The organism is Pseudoxanthomonas sp. PXM01 (assembly GCF_014851815.1).
In the GTDB taxonomy this organism is placed as follows: Bacteria; Pseudomonadota; Gammaproteobacteria; order Xanthomonadales; family Xanthomonadaceae; genus Pseudoxanthomonas_A.
In genome coordinates, this window is sequence record NZ_JACVAJ010000001.1 from 816655 (window position 1) to 836900 (window position 20246).

The window sequence follows — 20246 nt, forward strand, 5'->3', positions numbered from 1 at the left end:
TGAACGGAAACGACCCGCGCAACCCCGCCGCGGACCGTGGGCCGTTTGCCATGCACGTGCCAGCCTCCCCTGCTCCCGCTGCTTTGACTGGTCGGGTCATGCCGACGCACATCTGGTCCAGGATGAACGCGGCAGGCGCCCGACCCCGCACCAGCTTCACGGGCGCGTGGGTACCGCTTACGCTGGTAGCAGTGAACGACCTTGCCGAACCCGCCGACGAGACCCTGATGCTGGCCTATGCCGCGGGCGACGCGTCGGCGTTCGAACAGCTCTACGCGCGCCACCGTGGGCCGCTTTATCGGTTCCTGCTCCGGCACCTGCGCGATGCCGCGCTGGCCGACGAGTTCTTCCAGGACACCTGGCAGCGCGTGATCAGTGCGCGCCAGGGCTGGAAACCGGAAGCGGCGTTCGGGACCTGGCTGTACCGGATCGCGCACAATCGCCTGAACGACCATTGGCGCGCGTCCAAGCACCGCCCTGCGGCGCCGGATGATGCCGACGAACGCACGGCGCGCGTGCCGGACCCGGATACCCCGGAGCGGCAGCTGTCCGAGTTCGAACAGCGCCGGCGGTTGCAGTTGGCCATGGATGAATTGCCGCCGGAGCAGCGCGAGGTGCTGCTGCTGCGGCTGGAGCAGGAACTGACCCTGGAGGAGATCGGCGAGATCACCGGCGTGGGCCGGGAAACCGTGAAATCGCGACTGCGGTATGCGATGGACCGGTTGCGGACGAGGTTGAACGAATGAGCATGCCCCACGAGCCCCTGACCCCTGAAGAGCGCGCGCTGGCGCAATCGCTGTCCCGCTTGGGACCGCACGGTGGTCCGTCGCCCGAACTGGATGCCCGCATCCTCGGCGCCGCACGCGCGGCCGTGCCGTCCACACCCGCGAAAGGCGGCCAGGCGCCGCCGACGCGGCGCCGCTGGCCGCTGGGCATGGGCGTGGCCGCCTCGGTACTGCTCGCTGCCGGCGTCGCCTGGCAGCTTCGCCCCCTGCATGAAGTCCCGGTCGCCAGTGAAGTGCCGATGGAGGCCGCGCGTCAGGTCGCCGAGTCGGCAGCCCCCTCGCAGACCGTCGCTGCGGATGCCGCCGCACCGGCCGCCGACGCGCTGCCCGCCCCGGTGGTGACGCAGGAAATCGCTCCTCCCATGCCTGCGAAGGTTCTGCCGCCTACCCCGATCGGTCGCGCGGCAACCGCGCCAGGACCGGCCCGCCAGAATGCGGAGGCGGCGGCGCGCCAGGAGCCTCCGCCGAAGCGCAGCCCGCTCGCGCTGATCCCCGCGCCTGCCGCTTCCCCTGCTCCGCCCGCCCCTGAAGCGGCACCGCAGGCGTTTCCCGTCGACACCGACGCATATTCGAAACAGGCACCCGTCGCTGCGGCCGCGCCGGAACCCGGCGTGCGCGCTCAGCACCGCGCTGCCGCCGAGCAGGAACAGGAGCAACGTGTCCGTTACGACGAGGAGCGACGGGAAGCAGCCGCCAAGGCCGAGGACAAGCTGACGCTGGATTCCGTCATGGTGACCGGCAATCGCGTAACCACCCGGGACCGTCAGGCCAGGACCAAGGAGGTCATGCCAGCGTCCGCGCCGGTGGCCGCCGCGCCGCCTCCACCCCCACCGCCGGCCGCCAGCGCCGGCAGTGCCCAGCCCAGCGCGGCCCGCAATGCCCTGCGCCGCACCGACCTGCAGGTACCGGTCGACGCGGACACGCGGCTGCCACCCGAGGAATGGCTGGATCGCATCCGGCTGCGCCGCGACCTCGGCGATGACGCCAACGCATTGCGCAGCCTCCAGCTGTTCGTGCAGGAGCATCCCTTCCAGCGCGTGCCGGAAGACCTGCGCCCGCTGCTCGGCAATCCGTGAGCGATACTCTCGCCGCACGCGCCTCGCAGCTGCAGGAGGTGAAGCACAGCCGTTTCCTCGCACAGGCTTCGCGGGCCGACAACGCCGACGAGGCGCTCGCCTTCCTGCGCGAGATCGGCGATCCGGCGGCGACCCATAACTGCTGGGCCTACCGGATCGGCCAGGAATACCGTTCCAGCGATGACGGCGAGCCATCGGGAACAGCCGGCAGACCGATCCTGGCCGCGATCGATGGCCAGGGCTTCGACCGGGTGATGGTGGTGGTGACCCGCTGGTATGGCGGCATCAAACTCGGCGCAGGGGGTCTGGTGCGCGCCTACGGCGGTGCCGCGGCGGAGTGCCTGCGACTGGCACCGCGCGAGCCGCTGGTCAGTCTGGCCACGGTCGAACTGGCCTGCCCGTTTGACGACCTCGGCCACGTACATGCCGCGTTGACCGCCCACAAGGCGGTGAAGCAGGACGAAGGCTTCGACGAGAGCGGCGCACGCCTGCGCATCCAACTGCCGGTGGATCGCCTGGACGCCTTGAAATCGCAGCTGCGCGACGCCACCCGTAACCGGGTGCGCTTTGTCGGAGCGGGCTAGTCGCCTGCGAGGCAACAGGTGCTTGTGGAAGAGGCTTCCCGCCCGGTCGGGAACGAAGCCTCTTCCACAACCGCTTTCAACACGGACCCCATGAGCGCCCAGATCGAGACGCCGGCCCACACCGCCGCCAAACCCAAGGCCAAGCTGGGCACCCTGCGCGCCCTGTGGCCGTTCGTGCGCCAGCATGGCGGGCTGTTCACCGCCTGGTTGCTGGCACTGGCGCTGGCGTCGGCGGCGACACTGACTTTCCCTGTGTCCTTCAAACAGATGATCGACCACGGCTTCGACAGCGGCGGCAACATCGACCGCGTCTTTCTGGGCGTATTCGTGGTCGTCGTGGTACTGGCGATCGCCAGCGCCGCGCGTTTTTACTTCGTGTCCTTGCTCGGGGAGCGTGTGGTGGCGGACCTGCGCAAGCAGTTGTATGGCCACCTGTTGAACCTGGACGCCGAATTCCACGACCGCACTCGCAGCGGCGAGCTGGTATCCCGCCTCTCGGCCGACAGCGAACTGTTGCGCAGCGTCGTCGGCAGCAGTATGTCGGTCGCCCTGCGCAGTACGATCACGGTGATCGGCAGTATCGTGATGCTGTTCGTAACCAGCCCGAAGCTCGCCGCGTACGCGCTGGTGGGTATTCCGCTGGCCGTCGCGCCGATCCTGCTGGGTGCCCGCAGGCTCGAGAAAGCCTCGCGCGCAAGCCAGGACCGGGTTGCCGATGCGAACACCCTGGCTAGCGAAACCTTGGGCGCGGTGCGGACCGTGCAGGCGCATGCGCGCGAACCCTTCGAGTTCGGGCGCTTCACCGACGCGGTCGCGCTCTCGGTTGAAACGGCGCGCAAGCGCATCCGGGCACAGTCGCTGGTGACCGCTACGGTCATCACCCTGGTGTTCGGCGCGGTGGTGCTCGTCTTGTGGTCGGGTGCGCACGATGTGATCGCTGGCCGCGTCAGCAAGGGCGAGCTCGGTCAGTTCGTGTTCTATGCCCTGATCGGCGGCGGCTCGGTGGGTGCCTTGGCCGAAGTCTGGAACGAACTGCAGCGCGCGGCAGGCGGCATGGGCCGCATCGCCGAACTGCTGGGCGAAACTCCGGCCATCCGCGCACCTGCCACGCCGCACGCGCTGACCGCACCGGTGAAGGGCGAGATTCGCTTCGACAACGTCTCGTTCCACTACCCGTCGCGCCCCGACCTGCCCGCGCTCGACGATTTCGACCTGACTGTTCGTCCGGGCGAAACGGTCGCGCTGGTGGGTCCGTCCGGCGCCGGCAAGAGCACGGTGTTCTCGATGCTGCTGCGCTTCCATGATGCGCAGTCCGGCAGCGTTCGCGTCGACGGCGTGGACCTGCGCGAACTCGCCCCGGCCGACTTGCGCGAACACATCGCGCTCGTACCGCAGCAGCCGACGATCTTCGCCGCCAGCGCGGCCGAGAACATCCGCTACGGCAAGCTGGATGCCACCGACGCCCAACTGCAGGCCGCAGCGGAAGCCGCCGAGGCCGACGACTTCATCCGTGAGTTGCCGGGCGGCTTCGACAGCCACCTCGGCGAGCGCGGCGCGCGCCTGTCCGGCGGCCAGCAGCAGCGCATCGCCATCGCGCGCGCCCTGCTGAAGGACGCGCCCATCCTGCTGCTCGACGAAGCGACCAGCGCACTCGACGCGCAGAGCGAGCGGGCCGTGCAGAACGCGCTGGAGCGCCTGATGGACGGCCGCACCACGCTGGTCATCGCACACCGCCTGGCGACCGTGCAGAAGGCCGACCGCATCGTGGTCATGGATCGCGGCCGCATCGTCGCACAAGGTACGCACGCCGAGTTGCTGGCGCAGGACGGCCTGTATGCGGAGCTGGCGCGCCTGCAGTTCCTGGACTGATCGCCACGGCGCAGCGATGACGACCACGCCATGCGTGGTCTAGGATGCGGCAGTCTCCCGCCGGAGTCCGTGCATGATTCCCGACTCGCTGCCGCCCTTGCTGCGCGGACTCGGTACCGCGCTGATCCTGCTGACCAGCGCGCTCGTGGTCACCGTCGAGCGCCGGACCGACGACGAGGCCGCCGCACTGGCGGCGATGACGCAGCTGGCCGTGAAGGCCGAAGAATCTCGGCACCGCGGCGAGACCGGCGCCGCCGCCCTTGCCACCGAAGTACGCCTGCTGCGCCTGCAGCTGCAGGGCAACGACCTGGCCGACGACGTGTTCGAGAATCCGTGGTTCCAGTGGCTGGGCCTGCTCGGCACCGCCCTGATCGCAGCGTCGTTCTTCGCCGAATGGCGACTCAAGCGCGAGGTCGCCCGCGCAGCGCGGGCGGTTGCGCCCGACACGCCCTGACGGCTTATGCGACCGCGTCGACCTGCACCAGCGCGGGCACGCGGCGCGGACGGCTGGGGAACGCGTGCCGCACGATGCGCCAGCACACCTGGCCGAACTGGGTCAGCAGCGTGCCGGTGTTGTAGTGCTGGCCGTAGCGCTTGCAGATGGCACGCACTTCCTTGGCCATCTCCGCGTAGCGGTTGGCCGGCAAGTCGGGGAAGAAGTGGTGTTCGATCTGGTGGCTCAGGTTGCCCGACATCACGTTCATCAGGAACCCGCCGCGCAGGTTGGAAGAGCCGCGCAACTGGCGCAGGTACCAGTGGCCGCGCGATTCGTTCTTGATGCATTCCTTCGGGAACGTCTCCGCATTCGCGGTGAAGTGGCCGCAGAAGATGATCACGTAGGTCCAGACGTTGCGCAGGCCGTTGGCGACCATGTTGCCCAGCAGCACCGGCAGGAAGAACGGACCGGCCAGCGCCGGATAGATCACGTAATCCTTCGCCAGCTGCTTGCCCATCTTGCGCACCACCGGCGCGGACTTCCGGCGCAGCTGCTTGTTGGTCATCTTGCCGCTCCACCAGCGGCCCAGCTTCAGGTCCTGGATGGCGATGCCCCACTGGAACAGCAGCGCGAACACCACCGCGACGAACGGCTGCACCAGGTAGAACGGCCGCCACTTCTGCTCGGGGAAGATGCGCAGCAGGCCGTAGCCGATGTCGTCGTCCAGCCCGCGCACGTTGGTGTAGGTGTGGTGGCGGAAGTTGTGCGTGTGGCGCCAGTTGTCGCTGGTCGCGACGATGTCCCAGTCGTAGGTCTTGCCGTTGAGCTGCGGGTCGCCCATCCAGTCGTACTGGCCGTGGATGACGTTATGGCCCAGCTCCATGTTGTCCAGGATCTTGCCCAGGCCCAGCGAGAACGCGCCCAGCGCCCACAGCACCCAGAACAGCCAACCCATCGCGCTGTCGGCCAGCCACAGGCCGCCGGCGACGGCCGCGGCGAACAGCAGCACGCGCCCGGTCAGGTTGGTGTAGCGCACGGCCTTCACCACGTTGCGGATGTAGCGCGCGTCACGGGCCCCCAGCGTCGCCACGGTGCGCGCACGCAGCGCGTCAAGTTCTTCGCCGAACTGGTCCAGTTCGGCGACGGTGAGTTTGCGGTTGCGGGAAGAGGCCATCAGAGGTCGAGCTCGAGGTCGGTGGCGGCGCTGTGGATGCACAGCTTCAACGCCTGGGTGGGTTCGTGGATCAGCTCGCCACTGGGCAGGTGGCGCGTGCTGCCGGCGGACTTGCCGCAGGCGCAGGTGTTGCAGATGCCCATGCGGCAGCCGGACGGCGGCTTCAGTCCGTGCTGCTCCAGGGCCACCAGCAGGGTTTCGCCGCGCGGCACGCGCAGCGTGCGCCCACTGCGTTGCAGGCGGATGTCGACCTCGCCTTCGTCCACCACCGTGACCGGCGGCGCGGTGAAGGCTTCGGCCTGGAACGCGGCGGTGCGCGACGCCAACAAATCGCGTGCGGCTTCGACGAACCCGCCGGGACCGCAGGCCATCACCTGCCGTGCGGACAGGTCGCCTGCATGCGCGGCGAGCAGTGCCTCATCGATGCGGCCTTCGGCTTCGTCGGCAGCCACTGCGGTGTCGCGCGTCAGCAGCAGACGCAGGCGGAAGTGCGGATGTTTGGCGGCCAGCGTTCGCAGCTCGTCGAGAAAACAGGCCTCCTCGCGGCGACGCACCCAGTACATCAGCGTCAGGTCGGACGGCATGCCCTGCCCGGCCAGTTCGCGCACCAGCGCCATCAGCGGCGTGATGCCGCTGCCTGCAGCCAGCAGGAGGAAGGAACCCTCGGACGGCGTGGGCAACGTCATCTCGCCGAACGCCTGGCCCAGCTCGACGATATCGCCGATGCGGGCGTCTTCGCACAGGTGCCGGCTGACCTTTCCGCCCTCGATCGCCTTGACGGTGATCGGCAGCAGGCCATCCGCACGCGGCGGCTCGGTCAGGCTGTAGCTGCGGGTGATGCGGACACCGTCGACATCCACGCCGAGGTTGACGTGCTGGCCGGCACGATGACCGGCCCAGTGGCGGTTGGGCTTGAACAACAGGGTCACGGCGTCGACCGAGGCGGTTTCGCGCGCGACAAGCCGGGCCAGGGGGCGTTCCCAGGTCCAGGTACGGTGGAAACGGGTGGCCCAGAAGTCGAAGACATCCGGCTTCACCAAGGGCCGGATCAGGCGTTTCAGGGGACCGGGCCGGCGGGGGATCGGACGGATCTGGGCGTTCATGGCCATCACTATACCGCTGTGAAGACGATTGTGTATACACTTGTATATTAATTTACGGGGCTATGATGCCCCTACCACCCCGTATGCCCGGCCTCTTCGCGTGATTCCGAACCCGCAACCGCAGCTCCAGGACGATCACGGCCCCGGCCGCAAGGCGTCCATTTCGCGCGAAGACCTGATGGCGGCCGCCCTGAAACTGGTAGGTCCGCACCGCAGCGTCTCCACCCTGAGCCTGCGCGAAGTGGCCCGCGAGGCCGGCATCGCGCCCAACAGCTTCTACCGCCAGTTCCGCGACATGGACGAACTGGCGGTCGCGCTGATCGACCTGGCCGGTCGCTCGCTGCGCAAGATCATCGGCGAGGCGCGGCACCGCGCCACCAGCAGCGACCGCAGCGTGGTGCGCGGCTCGGTGGAAGCGTTCATGGAGCAGCTGCGCGCCGACGACAAGCTGCTGCATGTGCTGCTGCGCGAAGGCAACGTCGGCTCGGATGCGTTCAAGCATGCGGTCGAACGCGAGCTGCAGTTCTTCGAGGAAGAGCTGTGCATCGACCTGATCCGGCTGGCCGCGCGCGACAACGCGCCGCTGCACGAACCCGCGCTGGTCTCCAAGGCGATCACCCGCCTGGTGTTCGCGATGGGCGCCACCGCGATGGACCTGCCGCCGGAGAAGGATCCGGAACTGATCGAGCAGCTCTCGGAAATGGTCCGCCTGATCATCACCGGCTCGCGCGCCCTCGCCTCGCGCGGCGGCCCACGCTGAGAATCCTTCTTCTCAGGGATTGATGCGGATCGGCGTGCCGACCGGCACGCGCTGCCAGATCGCTTCCATCTCGGTGTTGGTCACCGCCATGCAGCCTTCGGTCCAGTCCGCCTTCGACCCTGGCGGCGTGGCGCCATGGATCATGATGTCGCCGCCCGGATCGACGCCGCGCGCGACGGCCTGCCGGCGGTCGGCCTCATTCGGATAGGACACGCGCAGCGACAGATGGAAGCGGCTGCGGTCGTTGCGGTAGGTGATGCGGTAGTCGCCTTCCGGTGTCCGCTGGTCACCCTGCTGCCGCTTGTGTCCGACCGGTGCGCCGCCCAGCACGATGCGGTACGTCTCGATGACACGCCCGTTGCGCAGCAGCTCCATGCGCCGTTGCGCCTTGTAGACATGGATCGCGTCGGCTTGCTGTGCGGCGGACAGCAGCGGCGGTGGCCATCGCACCGCCTCCTGCGCCTGCGACGACACGCCGAGTGCGGCGAGCACCATGAGCAGCCAGCGCCCCGCCTTCATGCCGGCAGCGCCCGGGACAGCAGCGGGCCGACGTCCGCATCGTCGGACAGCGTGCCGAACGCGAGTCCGTGCGCGCCGCCCAGGCGACTGCGCACGAACAACGCGGCCGCCGGACTGCCCGCGCGCAACAGCACCGCCGCCTGCAGGGCTAGCGCCAGCCGTTCGACGAGCATGCGCGCGCCGGCCTCGCTTGCCGACGACAAGTCGGTCCGCAGGCGGTCGACGAACGCGTCGTAGACCGCGTCCCTGCCCTCGGCGGAGGCCAGTTCGGTGGCGACCGCCTCGCGCGTGCCGGCCTCGCGCGACAGCGCCCGCAGCACGTCCAGGCACTGGATGTTGCCGCTGCCTTCCCAGATCGAATTCAAGGGCGCCTGCCGGTACAGCCGCGGCAGGATCGATTCCTCCACATAGCCCGCGCCGCCCAGGCATTCCTGCGCCTCGTTGACGAACGCGGGCGCGCGCTTGCATACCCAGTACTTGCCTGCCGCTGTCGCGATGCGGGCAAAAGCGGCTTCCTGCGGATCATGCGGCGCCGCATCGACGGCGCGCGCCACGCGCAGGGCGAAAGCGGTGGCAGCTTCCGACTCCAGCGCGAGATCGGCCAGCACGTTGCGCATCAGCGCGTGCTCGACCAACGGCTTGCCGAACGTCCTGCGATGCCGCGCGTGGTGCAGCGCCTGTGTCAGCGCCATGCGCATCTCGGCGGCCGATCCGAGCATGCAGTCCAGCCGCGTCAGCATCACCATCTCGATGATGGTCGCCACGCCACGCCCCTCCTCGCCCACGCGGCAGGCACGCGCGCCGGCGAATTCGACTTCGCTGGATGCATTCGCCCAGTCGCCCAGCTTGTCCTTCAGGCGCATCAGCCGGAACGCATTCTTGTCGCCGCTATCCAGACGACGCGGCATCAGGAAGCAGGTCAGGCCACCGGACGCCTGCGCCAGCACCAGAAACGCGTCGCACATCGGTGCCGAGAAGAACCACTTGTGGCCGACCAGCGCATACATGCCGTCGTCGCGGGGCGTGGCCGTGGTGGCGTTGGCGCGTACGTCGGAGCCGCCCTGCTTCTCCGTCATGCCCATGCCGAGCGTGATGCCGGCCTTGTCGGCGATGGGCACATCGCGCGGATCGTAGTGCGGCGCGGCGGCTTTCTTCGCCCACTCGCGGAGACCGGGTTCGCGCTGCAGGACGGGCACGGCCGCGTGCGTCATCGTCAGCGGGCAACTGGTGCCCGCCTCGGCCTGGTGATGCAGGTAACTGAGGGCCGCGCGGGCGACATGCGCACCGGGTTCCGGCTCATGCCAGGACAGGCCGGCGACGCCGTGCGTCTTCGCCACGTCCATCAGCCGGTGATAGGCGGGGTGGAATTCGACCAGGTCGATGCGCCGCCCGGTACGGTCGTGCGTCCGCAGGCGTGGCCGGTCGCGGTTGGCGTCGAAGCCGAGCCGGTAGAGTTCGTCGCCCGCCAAGGCACCATAGGTTGCCAGCCGCGGGGCGAAGGTGGCGCCGCCCTCGCGCTCGACACCCTCGCGCAATACGGCATCGTCCGCCCACAGATCGCGCGGCTCGAACGGCGGTGGCTGGTTGTCGACGCGATGCGTGTCGAACGGAGGAAGGTCGTCCATCACCGGTTCCCGCAGAGGCTGTCGATCCCGATTGTGCCCGAGGACCGGCACTAGAGCGCTGCGAGGAAGTCGGGCTTCAGCTTCAGCGTCCCGAAGAATCCATGCTGCGTACCGCTGAGCACCCGCAGCATGTGCCCGCGCCCACCCGGCAGGCGGCCGGCAGGCAGGAAGGCGACATCGCGTGCATGAGCGACCCAGTCCAGATCGGACTGGAAGATCGGCGTCAGCCAACGGCTCCAGAACTGGTAGATGCCGACATGCGCCTGGCGTTCGCGCTGGTAGGCGAGCAACGCCGCGGGAATATCCTGTTGCGTGCGCAGGGCATCGCGCAGTGCCAGCGCATCCATCAGCGCCATGTTGACGCCCTGCCCCAGCTGCGGACTCATGCCATGCGCGGCGTCGCCCAGCACGACCAGGCGGTCGCGATGCCACTGACGCAGGGTGACGTCGCGGTAACTGGCGCGCGCCAGTTGGTCGGGATCGACGGTGTCGGCGAGACAGGCGTCCACGTCCGGCCACAACCGCGCGACCTCGTCGCGCCATGCGGGCAGGCCACGCGATCGCCACGCATCGAAGTCGGCGATCGGCAGGCTCCAGAAAAAGCTCAGCCGTGGCGTGTCGTCGCCCGGGCGCGTGCCGACCGGCAGCAACCCGATCATCTTGCGCGCAGCCACGTAACGCTGGCGCAGTTCGTCGCCCCACGCCCAGTCGCCCTGCGGTACCAGTCGCCACAGTGCGCCCCAGGGATAGACCGCCTCACGCTTCACCGCCCCAGTGGCGCCGCGCAGCTTCGACGCCGCGCCGTCCGCCGCGATCACCAGATCGAACGGACCATGCCAGCGACCGTGCTGGTCGCGGACGCGGCGGGTGTCGTCACTCACCTCTTCGATGGCATGGCCACGATGCACCTCACCGTGTGCCGCCCATGCTTCGGCCAACATCGAGAACAGTGCACCACGCTGCATGCCCAGACCGAACAGTCGCGCGTCCAGCCCCGCGTAGCGCATGTCCATCACGGCGCGGCCGCAAGGCGTTTCGCCGTACAGCCGGTTCACGCGACGACCGTGCGCCATCACGCCGGGCAGCAGCCCCAGCTCCCACAGCACCTGCAGGCCGGTCGGCTGCAGCAGGAAACCCGCGCCGACCGGCCCGAGTTCCGGCGCCCGCTCGAACACCTCTACCCGGTGCCCGTCGCGCGCCAGCAGCAGCGCCGCCGCCTGCCCGGCGGTGCCGTAGCCGATGATCGCGATGTGCTGGGATTTCATGGCGCGCGGCCGTCCTTTGTCGTGCGTAACCCGGTGTGGCGAAAACAGCAGGCGTTAAAAAACCCCGCCGGAGCGGGGTTCAAGAAAATCGTCTTGGATCAGGCTGCCGGCGTGATGTTGGACGCCTGTGCACCCTTCGGGCCCTGGGTCAGCTCGTAACTGACGCGCTGGCCTTCCTGCAGGCTGCGGAAGCCCTTGCTGTTGATGGCGGTGTGGTGCGCAAAGACATCGGCGCTGCCATCTTCTGGCGCGATGAATCCGAAGCCCTTGGCATCGTTGAACCATTTCACGGTACCGTACGGCATAGCGCTTGTATTTCCTTTTCTGGATGCGGGTGGAATGTGTGGCGTGACGTCACACCCGCCGAGTATGCAAAGCCTGACGCGCGTTGACAATCACCCTCGTGCCAGCGCGGCCACCAAGGCCGGGATGCCGGATGAGGCGGCGGCCACATTGGCCAGCACTTCTTCCATCGTGATCTCCTCGTCAGTGCCGCACCCTGCAGCCCAGTTCGCCACGATGGCGAGGCAGGCGTATTCCAGCCCCATTTCCCGCGCAAGCCCCGCTTCCGGCATGCCGGTCATGCCGACCAGATCGCAGCCGTCGCGACGCATCCGGCGGATCTCCGCGCGCGTCTCCAGTCGAGGCCCCTGGGTTGCGCCATAGCAGCCGCCATCGAGCACGTCGACGTTCGCTTCGCGGGCCGCCGCCAGGATCTGCTGGCGTAGTAAATGCGTGTATGGATCACCGAAGTCGACATGGAGCACCTCGCTGCCGGGTTCCTCGCAGATCGTCGAGATGCGACCCCAGGTGTAGTCGATCAGCTGGTCCGGACAGGCCAGCACGCGCGGCCCGCAGGCGTCGGTGATGCCGCCCACGGTGTTGAGCGCCAGCACGCGGGTTGCACCAAGATCCTTCAGGACCTGCAGGTTGGCGCGGTAGTTGACCTGGTGCGGCGGCACCGAGTGGCCCTCGCCATGACGCGCAAGGAAGGCCACGCGACGGCCGCCGAGGGTGCCGATGCGGACGGGACCCGAGGGCGCGCCGAAGCGCGTGTCCAGCTCGCGGGCTTCCACATCCTGCAGGTCGGCCAGCTTGTAGACGCCGGTACCGCCGATGACGGCGAGCGCGATATTGGACATCATCATTCCTTCAGTGCGTAGATGCCCGGCAGGTTGCGGCCCTGCTCGTGGTAGTCCATACCGAAGCCGAACACATAGCGGTCCGCGACTTCCAGGCCTACGTAGTCGGCGCAGATGCCGTCCACGCAGCGGTCGTGCTGTTTGGTGGTCAGTGCGGCGATGCGGACGTCGGTAGCGCCCTGCTCCAGGCACCACTGCTTGACCGCCAGCAGCGTGTGGCCCTCGTCGAGGATGTCGTCCACCAGCAGCACGCGGCGGCCGTACAGCGCGGTCGCGGGCCGGTGCTTCCACACCAGTTCGCCGCCGGTGGTCTCGCCGCGGTAGCGGGTCGCGTGCAGGTAGTCGAACTCTAGGTCCAGGCCCAGCGCGCCCAGTTCCAGCGACAGCTGGCCGGCGAACGGCAGCGCGCCGTGCATGATGGTCAGATAGACCGGCACTTCCCCGGCGTAGTCGCGCGCGATCGGCGCTGCCATCCGCGTGATGGCAGCGTCCAGTGTCGCGCGGTCGACCAGCAGGTCGGCGTTGGCCAGCGCGTCGGCCAGTTTCGGTCGCGGATTGCCCAGCGAGTCCATCAAACCACTCCCTTCATGTTATCGATCACATCGGCCTGGGCGCTACCGTAACGGGCATCGGCGATCAGGCCGTCCCATCCCAGCGCGCCACGGCCCAGTACGCCGAGCACGGCGGCGGTATTCAGCGCGCGGCCTTCGACCGCCTTCAGCGACTCGTCCACCAGCTTCGGCGAGCACACCAGCACCACGTCGCAACCGGCATCCAGATGGTCGTGGATGCGCTGCTTCACGCCACCGGCGGAGAACGCCGCGGCCATGCCGATGTCGTCGGAGAACACCACACCCCGGAAGCCCATCTCTTCGCGCAGGATCTTCTGGATCCAGAACGGCGAATAGCCGGCGGGTTCGGGCGCGACGGCCGGATACTTCACGTGCCCCATCATCACCGCATCGGCCTTAGCCTCGATACCGGCGACGAACGGGATCAGGTCCTCGGCGCGCAGCACCTCGAGCGGGCGCGGATCGACGGCATCGTCGAAGTGCGTGTCCTCGAGCACGGTGCCATGGCCGGGGAAGTGCTTCAGCGTGGCCGCCATGCCAGCGCTGTGCATGCCGCGCACGTAGGCGCGGGTGAATTCGGCCACGATCTGAGGATCGGCATCGAAGGCACGGTTACCGATGGCGCGGTTGCCACGCGCCAGGTCCACGACCGGCGCGAAGCTGAGGTCCACGCCGCTGGCGATGATCTCGCTGGCCATCAGCCAGGCGTGTTCTTCGGCGCGCTGCAGCGCCGTCTGCGGATCCTGCGCATACAGCTTGCCGAACACCTCCAGTGCCGGCAGGTCGCTATAGCCCTCGCGGAAGCGCTGCACGCGCCCGCCTTCCTGGTCCACACAGACCAGCTGTGGACGCGGCGCGGCGGCGCGGATGGCCTGCGACAGCTCCGCCACCTGCGCGCGCGAGGCGAAGTTGCGGGTGAACAGGATGACGCCGGCGACGGCGTCGTGCTGCAGCCAGTCGCGCTCCTGCGCGGTGAGTTCGGTGCCGGCGATGCCGATGACGAGCATTTCGGGAAGTCCTCAGGGAATGTCGGTGGCGGCGCGTTCGTCGTCCGACCACTGCGCGTACGGTCGCGATGCCAGAGCCAGATTGTAATAGCGGGCGGCGTCGGTGACCTGCTTGCCGGCCCAGGCCGGTTTCACGAAGTCTTCATCGGCGCGGTCCAGCTCGATCTCCGCCACCACCAGCCCAGCGTTGTCGCCGAGGAACTCGTCGACTTCCCACAGATGACCTTCATGGCGTACATGGTGGCGACGCTTGTCGATCACCCCGCCCACACACAGCGCCAGCAGCGCGCGCGCATCGGCGACCGGGATGGCGTAGTCGAATTCCTGCCGGGTGGCGCCCAGCTCGCGCGATTTCAGGTTGAGGAAAGCAGCGTCGCCCTGGATGCGCACGCGCACCGAGGCTTTCTGCTCACCGCGATCCAGCGCGCCCATGTCGTTGATGTAACCCTGCGCCATCGGTACGACCTCGTGCGCGTACGCGCGCCAGACGTCGCCGGTCACCAGGAACTTGCGTTCGATTTCGATGCCCATCAGCGCTTTTCGAACAAGGCAATGGATTCCACATGCGCGGTATGCGGGAACATGTCCATCGCCCCCGCCGACACCAGCGTATAGCCCTGCTCGTTGACCAGGTAGCCGGCGTCACGCGCCAGCGAGCCTGGATGGCAGCTGACGTAGACGATACGGTCGAACTGTTTCAGCGGCAGCTGCTGCAGCACCTCGATGGCGCCCGAGCGCGGCGGATCCAGCAGCAGCTTGTCGAAGCCCTGACGCATCCACGCCGTACCGCGCTGGTCCTGGGTCAGATCGGCCGCATGGAACTGCGCGTTCGTCAGCGCGTTGCGCTCCGCATTCTCGCGGGCACGGGCCACCAGGCCGGCATCGCCCTCCACGCCGACCACCTCGCCCACCAGGCGCGCCATCGGCAGCGTGAAGTTGCCGAGGCCGCAGAACAGGTCGAGCACGCGGTCCGTCGCCTGCAGGTCGAGCAGGCCGAAGGTGTGCGCGATCATCTTCTCGTTGAGCGCGGCGTTGACCTGGATGAAGTCCAGCGGACGGAACGCCAGCGACACGTTCCATGGCGCCAGCGCGAACGCCAGCTGCGGCGCCTCGGGCCACAGCGGATGCACGCTTTCCAGCCCGCCCGGCTGCAGGAAGATGGCGAAGCGGCTGGCCTCGCCGAACGCCACCAGCTTCGCGCGGTCGCTCTCGCTCAAGGGCTGCAGGTGGCGGAACACCAGCGCGATGCCACTGAAGTCCGCGCTCTCGTCACCGGCGATGAATTCGATCTGCGGGATGTGCTCGCGTGCGTCCAGGCTCTCGACCAGCGTGGCGAGATCGGCCACCTTGCCACCGATCTCCGGAATGACGGTGTGGCATTCGGACAGATCGGCGACGAAGCGGGGATCCTGCTCGCGGAAGCCGACCAGCGTCTTGTCCTTCTTGTTGACGCGCCGCACCGAGAAGCGGCCCTTGCGGCGGTATCCCCAGTTGGCACCGGTCAGCGACGGAAGCACCGTGCCGGGCGTGACGTGGCCGATGCGCTCCAGGTTCTCCAGCAGCACGCGCTGCTTGGCCTCGATCTGACGCGCCTCATCCAGATGCTGCAGCACGCAGCCGCCGCAGGTGCCGAAATGCGGACAGCGCGGCGTGACGCGGTCAGGCGAAGCCTCCAGCACGTCCAGTGTTCTTGCTTCGTCGAAATGGCGGTTCTTGGCGGTCTGTTCGGCCATCACGCGCTCGCCCGGCAGGGCGCCCGACACGAAGACGGCCTTCCCGTCGCGGCGGGCGACGCCGCGTCCGTCGTGGGTCAGGTCGGTGATGGAAGCTTCAAACGGGGTCTTGTCGATGCGGGGGGAGCGGGTACGGGCCACGTGGCGTCAGGCTGCGTGTCTTTGGCGGGGCGGCATTGTCGCATGGCCGCCGGTCGCGCCTGCTGGCGCTAAGATGGCACCAGTCCGCAGGAAGCACGGCCAATGTCCCCCACTCCAGGCACGATGCCTTCGATACTGCTGGTGGAGGACGACGCGGTCAGTGCCCTGTTCCTGTCGGCCGCGCTGGAGACCCTGCCCGCCCACGTGCACGTCGCCGAGGACTGCGCACAGGCATTGGCCGCCACCGGCCCCTTCGATGCCTGGCTGATCGACGCCAACCTGCCCGACGGCAGTGGGGCCGCGCTGCTGCAGCATCTGCGCATGGGGTGCACCGCCGCGTGCGCGCTGGCGCATACCGCCGACACCACGCTCTCGACCCACGAACGCCTTGTGCAGGCAGGTTTCGCCGGTGTCCTGGTCAAACCATTGACGGCCCAGGCCCTGCTGCTTGCGGTGCGGGCGGCGCTGGGCAGCGATCCGCCATCGGCAAGGCCAGACTGGGATGAAGCCGCCGCGCTCGTCGCCCTCGCGGGAAACCGGGAGCACGTGGCGACGCTGCGCCAGTTGTTCCTGTCCGAACTGCCGTCCACGCGGAGCGCGTGCCTCGAGGCCTTCGCCCGCGCCGACGACGCGGCGCTGCGCGCCCAGCTCCACCGACTGCAGGCGAGCTGCGGGTTCGCGGGGGCCGCGGCATTGGCCGAGGTGGCGTCCAACTGGCATGCGGCACCTGCGGACGCCGCCCTGCGCGATGCATTCGTGGCGGCCAGCGGACGCCTGCTTCCGACGACGGACTGAGGGCGTCAGCCGGTCGCGCTTCCGGGACGTTTCAACCGTCCCAGTTCGCCGATCATTTCCCAGGACTTCAGTCCGCGGGGACCCAGGTGGTGCGCCAGCACAGCGCGCATCGGCATACGCAGGCTGGCCAGATCGTCGGGCGACGGCGGCACGTCTTCGGCCAGGGCCAGCAAGGCACGACCGGTCGCGGCCTGGCTGCGTTCCTCATGCCCACGGTCGCTGCGCAGGCGACGCGGCCCGTGCTCAGGATCCAGCCGGTAACGCGCTGCCGGGTCGATGGACTCGCCGTCGCCATCGCAATCGAGCGCGAAGCCGAAGCCCAACGCTTCGATCAGGTCGCGCTCGAACCGGCGCAAGGACCACGCCAGCCCTTCGCGTGCGCGGAGTTGCTCGCGTGTGCGGGCATAGGCATCGAACAGGTCCGGCAGCGGGTCGTGGCGCGGCGCCAGCCGCAGGACGAGTTCGTTGAGGTAGAACGCGGCCAGCATCGCATCGCCCGCCGGCTGCGGGGCGGCATCGAGCGCTTCCGCGCTGACCAGCCGCGCCAGTTCGCCACGCAGGTCGCCATCGAGGCGGATAAGCTGCAGGGGCTGCAGGGCGGCGCGCAGGACATGCCTCTTCGGACCTTGCACGCCGCGCGCGATCAGGCCCAACCGGCCCTGTTCGCGGCCCAGCACTTCGACCAGCAGGCTGGTCTCGCGCCAGGGGCGCGCGTGCAGGACGAAGGCGGTGTCGCTCAGGCGCATGTGACCGGCGTCGCCGGCGACTCACTCGTAACCGAAGGCCTTCAGCGCGGTCTCGTCGTCGGACCAGCCTTCGCGCACACGTACCCAGGTTTCCAAGAACACCTTGCGATCGAACAGATGCTCCATCTGCTGGCGCGCCTTGCTGCCGATGTCCTTCAGCCGGGCACCGCCCTTGCCGATCACGATAGCCTTCTGGCTCTCGCGCTCCACCCAGATCACTGCACCGATACGGGCCAGTTCTCCCTTCGGCGTGACCTCGGTCGTGAAGCTTTCGATCTCGACGGTGGTGGCGTAGGGCAATTCCGCTCCCAACTGGCGCATAAGCTGCTCGCGGACCAGCTCGGCGGCGAGGAAGCGCTCGCTGCGGTCGGTGATCTCGTCCTCACCGAACATCGGCGGCTGCTCAGGCAACAACGCCAGCACGTCCTTCACCAGCGCGTCGAGACCGTTGCGCTTCAAGGCCGACACCGGATGCACGGCGGCGAACTCACGATCCTGCCCGACCTCGGCCAGGAACGGCAGCATCGCCGCCTTCTCCTTGATCCGGTCGACCTTGTTGACCACCAGCACCACCGGGATGCCGGCATCGCGCAGCACGTTGTAGGCCAGCGTGTCCTCTTCGTCCCAGCGACCGGCCTCGACAACCATCAGGGCAGCGTCGACTTCCTCCAGCGCGCCGCGCGCGGCGCGGTTCATCACCCGGCTCATCGCCGAGGCGGAGAACTTGCCTTGCTGCTTGTGCAGGCCGGGCGTGTCGACCAGCACGATCTGGCCCGCGGGTCGATCCTTGCCCGCCGCAAACGTCGCGATGCCGAGCAGGCGGTGACGCGTGGTCTGCGGGCGGTTGGAGGTGATGCTGACCTTGGCGCCCACCAGGGCATTGGTCAGGGTGGATTTGCCCACGTTGGGGCGGCCGATGACGGCAACGCTGCCGCTGCGATGGGACGAAGACTGGCTCACGGGGCGGTACTCACTTCGAAATGTCGAGCTTGTCGAGCAGCGCCGCGGCGGCGACCTGCTCGGCATTGCGGCGCGACGTGCCCTCGCCGTCCGCCGTCAACGGTGGATCCAGCGTGGTACAGCGCGCGAGGAAAAGTTTGGCGTGGTCGTCGCCGCTCTCGGAGACCAGTTCATAGACAGGCAGCGCACGCTGCCGGCCCTGCAACCACTCCTGCAACCGCGTCTTGGCATCCTTCTCGGGCCGTCCGACCGGCAGTGCGGCCAACGACGCCTCGAACCAGGGCATCACCACGCTGCGGCACGCCTCGAAGCCGGCGTCGATGTAGATGGCGGCCACGATCGCCTCCAGCGCATCGGCGAGGATCGAGTCGCGGCGATGGCCACCGGACTTCATTTCGCCCGGGCCCATCGTCAGGCGTTCGCCCAGCTGCAACTGGCGTGCGATGGCCGCCAGCGACGCTTCGCGCACCAGTTCGGCGCGCGCCCGGGTAAGTGCGCCCTCGTCGGCCTTGGGCCAGCGCTGGAACAGCGTATCCGCGACCAGCAGGTTGACCACGCCGTCGCCCAGGAACTCGAGCCGCTCGTTGTGCGGCGCTCCCGCGCTCCGATGCGTCAGGGCCTGTGCAAGCAGGCCCTGGTCGGCGAAGGCATGGCCGATGCGGTCAACTGCCAAACTCTCAGTCCGCGCCGTGGCGCGTCAACGCCTGCTCGGCATTGAAATTGCCGACCACGTCGAGATTGCCCACCAGCGGCCGGCGAACTTCATAACCGACCTTCATGTTCCAGCCACCTTCCATGCGCTCGATCTTTACGTGCGACGGCTTGATGTTGGTGGCGTAGTTGATGTCGAGGCGACGAAAGAAGAGCTCATTGATGCGGCCCGGATCCATATCGCCGACGCCCGCCTCGTTGGCCAGTCCCTTCATCGAGGATTTGACCGCGTAGAACTCCTGGTACATCGGGAACAGGCGCATGGCGATATAGGCGGCGAAGCCGACCACGGCCAGCACGATTACAAAGCTCAACAACGTCATGCCACTCTGATTGCGCTTCATTGCCATTCCCCCGTCCGTCCCCGTTAGCGTTGGTTGATCACTCGATCCCGTTGCCGATGCGCGAGGCATCGAAGCCATTCTTGCAGAACCAGCCCTCGCAGTTCAGCCAGACCAGGAAGGCCTTGCCCCGCAGGTTCTGCTCCGGCAGGAAATGGTAGTCCCAGAACCGGCCGTCCAGGCTGTTGTCGCGGTTGTCGCCCATCACGAAATAGTGACCCGGCGGCACCACCCAATCGCCCTCGCCACCGCCCGGCGGTGCCAGGCCTACGCTTTCCAGGATGGTGTGCGGCCGTCCAGGCAGCTCTTCACGCAGCAGCGTCGAGCCGAGCGCCTCGGCGCGGTCCCCGGCGCCCGGGTACTCGCCCAGGGTCTGGTACTTCAGCGGCTGGCCGTTCAGATAGACGGTATCGCCGTGGAAGCCGACCTTGTCGCCCGGCAGGCCGATCACGCGCTTGATCCAGTTGTTTTCGGGATCGTGCGGCGGCTTGAACACCACCACGTCGCCGCGCGCCGGCTCGCCGATGGCCAGGAACTTCTGGTTGGTGATCGGCAGGCGCAGGCCGTAGGAGAACTTGTTGACCAGGATGAAGTCGCCGATCAGCAGGTTCGGCATCATCGAGCTGGACGGGATCTTGTAGGGCTCGGCGATGAAGCTCCGCAGCACCAGCACCACGGCCAGCACCGGAAAGAAGGCGCGCGAGTAGTCGACCAGCACCGGCTCCTCGTCCAGCAGGCCGCCCTTGGCCTTGCGCCGTTTGGCGAAGAACAGCGTGTCGAGCAGCCACACCGCACCGCTGACGAGCGTCGCGCCCACCAACAGCGATTCGAACCAGGTCATCAAACTCATCGAGCTTCCTTTGGATTGCATCCGGCGACGCGCACCGGGGCGCGCGCCACCC

General features: G+C 68.2%; 23 protein-coding genes. 7 read left to right on the forward strand and 16 right to left on the reverse strand.

The genetic code is table 11. The features are described from left to right. Positions 1–191 precede the first annotated feature (191 nt). The 5 genes from IB230_RS03715 to IB230_RS03735 all read left to right on the forward strand — a co-directional run bounded on the left by IB230_RS03715 (position 192) and on the right by IB230_RS03735 (position 4768). Positions 192–746 (forward strand): RNA polymerase sigma factor, encoded by a 555-nt coding sequence (locus tag IB230_RS03715; RefSeq protein ID WP_192268853.1) that lies wholly within the window; start codon positions 192–194, stop codon positions 744–746. 2 nt (positions 747–748) lie between these two features. Further along, positions 749–1861 (forward strand): hypothetical protein, encoded by a 1113-nt coding sequence (locus IB230_RS03720; protein ID WP_192268855.1) that lies wholly within the window; start codon positions 749–751, stop codon positions 1859–1861. Next, positions 1858–2445, forward strand: coding sequence for a YigZ family protein (locus tag IB230_RS03725; protein ID WP_192268857.1), 588 nt, complete (start codon positions 1858–1860; stop codon positions 2443–2445). Before IB230_RS03720 ends, IB230_RS03725 begins: the two co-directional genes overlap by 4 nt. Positions 2446–2535: 90 nt before the next feature. Then, positions 2536–4314: an ABC transporter transmembrane domain-containing protein gene (locus tag IB230_RS03730; RefSeq protein ID WP_192268859.1), complete on the forward strand. Its 1779-nt coding sequence runs from the start codon at positions 2536–2538 to the stop codon at positions 4312–4314. Between the two features lie 73 nt (positions 4315–4387). Beyond that, complete coding sequence (locus IB230_RS03735) at positions 4388–4768, forward strand: hypothetical protein (protein WP_192268861.1); 381 nt, start codon at positions 4388–4390, stop codon at positions 4766–4768. Positions 4769–4772: 4 nt separating this feature from the next. Here the strand turns inward: IB230_RS03735 and IB230_RS03740 are convergent, their stop codons facing one another. After that, positions 4773–5924 carry an acyl-CoA desaturase gene (locus tag IB230_RS03740; protein WP_192268863.1) on the reverse strand — a complete coding sequence of 384 codons (1152 nt, stop codon included), beginning with the start codon at positions 5922–5924 and terminating at the stop codon, positions 4773–4775. Continuing rightward, the gene (locus IB230_RS03745) at positions 5924–7027 is read right to left on the reverse strand and encodes a ferredoxin reductase (RefSeq protein WP_192268865.1); all 1104 of its coding nucleotides are present in this window, start codon (positions 7025–7027) and stop codon (positions 5924–5926) included. Before IB230_RS03745 ends, IB230_RS03740 begins: the two co-directional genes overlap by 1 nt. Before the next feature lie 103 nt (positions 7028–7130). On the opposite strand from IB230_RS03745, the gene fabR reads away from it, so the two are divergent. After that, positions 7131–7787, forward strand: a complete 657-nt coding sequence (gene fabR / locus IB230_RS03750; protein WP_343227283.1) for an HTH-type transcriptional repressor FabR — start codon at positions 7131–7133, stop codon at positions 7785–7787. Between the two features lie 12 nt (positions 7788–7799). Here fabR and IB230_RS03755 read toward each other — a convergent pair whose 3' ends face one another. The 9 genes from IB230_RS03755 to rlmD all read right to left on the reverse strand — a co-directional run bounded on the left by IB230_RS03755 (position 7800) and on the right by rlmD (position 15791). Next, complete coding sequence (locus IB230_RS03755; protein WP_192268869.1) at positions 7800–8306, reverse strand: L,D-transpeptidase family protein; 507 nt, start codon at positions 8304–8306, stop codon at positions 7800–7802. Next, positions 8303–9931: an acyl-CoA dehydrogenase family protein gene (locus tag IB230_RS03760; protein WP_192268871.1), complete on the reverse strand. Its 1629-nt coding sequence runs from the start codon at positions 9929–9931 to the stop codon at positions 8303–8305. Before IB230_RS03760 ends, IB230_RS03755 begins: the two co-directional genes overlap by 4 nt. A 50-nt stretch (positions 9932–9981) precedes the next feature. Continuing rightward, on the reverse strand, positions 9982–11196 hold the full coding sequence (locus IB230_RS03765) for an NAD(P)/FAD-dependent oxidoreductase (protein ID WP_192268873.1): 1215 nt from the start codon (positions 11194–11196) through the stop codon (positions 9982–9984). Between the two features lie 98 nt (positions 11197–11294). Continuing rightward, a complete protein-coding gene (locus tag IB230_RS03770) occupies positions 11295–11501 on the reverse strand; it encodes a cold-shock protein (protein WP_055942196.1) in 207 nt (68 codons plus the stop codon). Between the two features lie 90 nt (positions 11502–11591). Beyond that, positions 11592–12344 (reverse strand): S-methyl-5'-thioinosine phosphorylase, encoded by a 753-nt coding sequence (locus tag IB230_RS03775; protein WP_192268875.1) that lies wholly within the window; start codon positions 12342–12344, stop codon positions 11592–11594. Continuing rightward, positions 12341–12910, reverse strand: a complete 570-nt coding sequence (locus tag IB230_RS03780; RefSeq protein ID WP_192268876.1) for a hypoxanthine-guanine phosphoribosyltransferase — start codon at positions 12908–12910, stop codon at positions 12341–12343. The genes IB230_RS03775 and IB230_RS03780 overlap by 4 nt, the downstream gene beginning before the upstream one ends. Then, on the reverse strand, positions 12910–13917 hold the full coding sequence (nagZ, locus tag IB230_RS03785; RefSeq protein WP_192268878.1) for a beta-N-acetylhexosaminidase: 1008 nt from the start codon (positions 13915–13917) through the stop codon (positions 12910–12912). Before nagZ ends, IB230_RS03780 begins: the two co-directional genes overlap by 1 nt. Before the next feature lie 12 nt (positions 13918–13929). Continuing rightward, positions 13930–14448, reverse strand: coding sequence for a CYTH domain-containing protein (locus IB230_RS03790; protein WP_192268880.1), 519 nt, complete (start codon positions 14446–14448; stop codon positions 13930–13932). Continuing rightward, positions 14448–15791 (reverse strand): 23S rRNA (uracil(1939)-C(5))-methyltransferase RlmD, encoded by a 1344-nt coding sequence (gene rlmD, locus IB230_RS03795; protein WP_192268882.1) that lies wholly within the window; start codon positions 15789–15791, stop codon positions 14448–14450. The genes IB230_RS03790 and rlmD overlap by 1 nt, the downstream gene beginning before the upstream one ends. Before the next feature lie 123 nt (positions 15792–15914). On the opposite strand from rlmD, the gene IB230_RS03800 reads away from it, so the two are divergent. After that, positions 15915–16586, forward strand: a complete 672-nt coding sequence (locus IB230_RS03800) for a response regulator (protein WP_192268884.1) — start codon at positions 15915–15917, stop codon at positions 16584–16586. A gap of 5 nt (positions 16587–16591) precedes the next feature. Here the strand turns inward: IB230_RS03800 and recO are convergent, their stop codons facing one another. From recO to lepB, 5 genes are read right to left on the reverse strand one after another with little or no spacing between them, the layout of a single operon-like run. After that, the gene (gene recO / locus IB230_RS03805) at positions 16592–17332 is read right to left on the reverse strand and encodes a DNA repair protein RecO (RefSeq protein WP_192268886.1); all 741 of its coding nucleotides are present in this window, start codon (positions 17330–17332) and stop codon (positions 16592–16594) included. A gap of 21 nt (positions 17333–17353) precedes the next feature. Further along, complete coding sequence (era, locus tag IB230_RS03810) at positions 17354–18292, reverse strand: GTPase Era (protein ID WP_192268888.1); 939 nt, start codon at positions 18290–18292, stop codon at positions 17354–17356. A 10-nt stretch (positions 18293–18302) separates the two neighbouring features. Further along, the gene (gene rnc / locus IB230_RS03815) at positions 18303–18965 is read right to left on the reverse strand and encodes a ribonuclease III (protein ID WP_192268890.1); all 663 of its coding nucleotides are present in this window, start codon (positions 18963–18965) and stop codon (positions 18303–18305) included. Positions 18966–18969: 4 nt separating this feature from the next. Continuing rightward, positions 18970–19347: a DUF4845 domain-containing protein gene (locus IB230_RS03820; RefSeq protein WP_192268892.1), complete on the reverse strand. Its 378-nt coding sequence runs from the start codon at positions 19345–19347 to the stop codon at positions 18970–18972. 37 nt (positions 19348–19384) lie between these two features. Next, positions 19385–20185, reverse strand: coding sequence for a signal peptidase I (gene lepB / locus IB230_RS03825; RefSeq protein ID WP_192271255.1), 801 nt, complete (start codon positions 20183–20185; stop codon positions 19385–19387). Positions 20186–20246 lie beyond the last annotated feature (61 nt).

Excerpts from the sequence above, each read along its gene's own strand:
- IB230_RS03720 (WP_192268855.1), top strand. The coding sequence starts at position 749 with ATGCCCCACGAGCCCCTGACCCCTGAAGAGCGCGCGCTGGCGCAATCG.
- IB230_RS03730 (WP_192268859.1), top strand. The coding sequence starts at position 2,536 with ATGAGCGCCCAGATCGAGACGCCGGCCCACACCGCCGCCAAACCCAAG.
- IB230_RS03735 (WP_192268861.1), top strand. The coding sequence starts at position 4,388 with ATGATTCCCGACTCGCTGCCGCCCTTGCTGCGCGGACTCGGTACCGCG.
- IB230_RS03740 (WP_192268863.1), bottom strand. The coding sequence starts at position 5,924 with ATGGCCTCTTCCCGCAACCGCAAACTCACCGTCGCCGAACTGGACCAG.
- IB230_RS03745 (WP_192268865.1), bottom strand. The coding sequence starts at position 7,027 with ATGAACGCCCAGATCCGTCCGATCCCCCGCCGGCCCGGTCCCCTGAAA.
- IB230_RS03755 (WP_192268869.1), bottom strand. The coding sequence starts at position 8,306 with ATGAAGGCGGGGCGCTGGCTGCTCATGGTGCTCGCCGCACTCGGCGTG.
- IB230_RS03760 (WP_192268871.1), bottom strand. The coding sequence starts at position 9,931 with ATGGACGACCTTCCTCCGTTCGACACGCATCGCGTCGACAACCAGCCA.
- IB230_RS03765 (WP_192268873.1), bottom strand. The coding sequence starts at position 11,196 with ATGAAATCCCAGCACATCGCGATCATCGGCTACGGCACCGCCGGGCAG.
- IB230_RS03770 (WP_055942196.1), bottom strand. The coding sequence starts at position 11,501 with ATGCCGTACGGTACCGTGAAATGGTTCAACGATGCCAAGGGCTTCGGA.
- IB230_RS03775 (WP_192268875.1), bottom strand. The coding sequence starts at position 12,344 with ATGATGATGTCCAATATCGCGCTCGCCGTCATCGGCGGTACCGGCGTC.
- IB230_RS03780 (WP_192268876.1), bottom strand. The coding sequence starts at position 12,910 with ATGGACTCGCTGGGCAATCCGCGACCGAAACTGGCCGACGCGCTGGCC.
- nagZ (WP_192268878.1), bottom strand. The coding sequence starts at position 13,917 with ATGCTCGTCATCGGCATCGCCGGCACCGAACTCACCGCGCAGGAGCGC.
- IB230_RS03790 (WP_192268880.1), bottom strand. The coding sequence starts at position 14,448 with ATGGGCATCGAAATCGAACGCAAGTTCCTGGTGACCGGCGACGTCTGG.
- IB230_RS03800 (WP_192268884.1), top strand. The coding sequence starts at position 15,915 with ATGCCTTCGATACTGCTGGTGGAGGACGACGCGGTCAGTGCCCTGTTC.
- recO (WP_192268886.1), bottom strand. The coding sequence starts at position 17,332 with ATGCGCCTGAGCGACACCGCCTTCGTCCTGCACGCGCGCCCCTGGCGC.
- IB230_RS03820 (WP_192268892.1), bottom strand. The coding sequence starts at position 19,347 with ATGAAGCGCAATCAGAGTGGCATGACGTTGTTGAGCTTTGTAATCGTG.
- lepB (WP_192271255.1), bottom strand. The coding sequence starts at position 20,185 with ATGACCTGGTTCGAATCGCTGTTGGTGGGCGCGACGCTCGTCAGCGGT.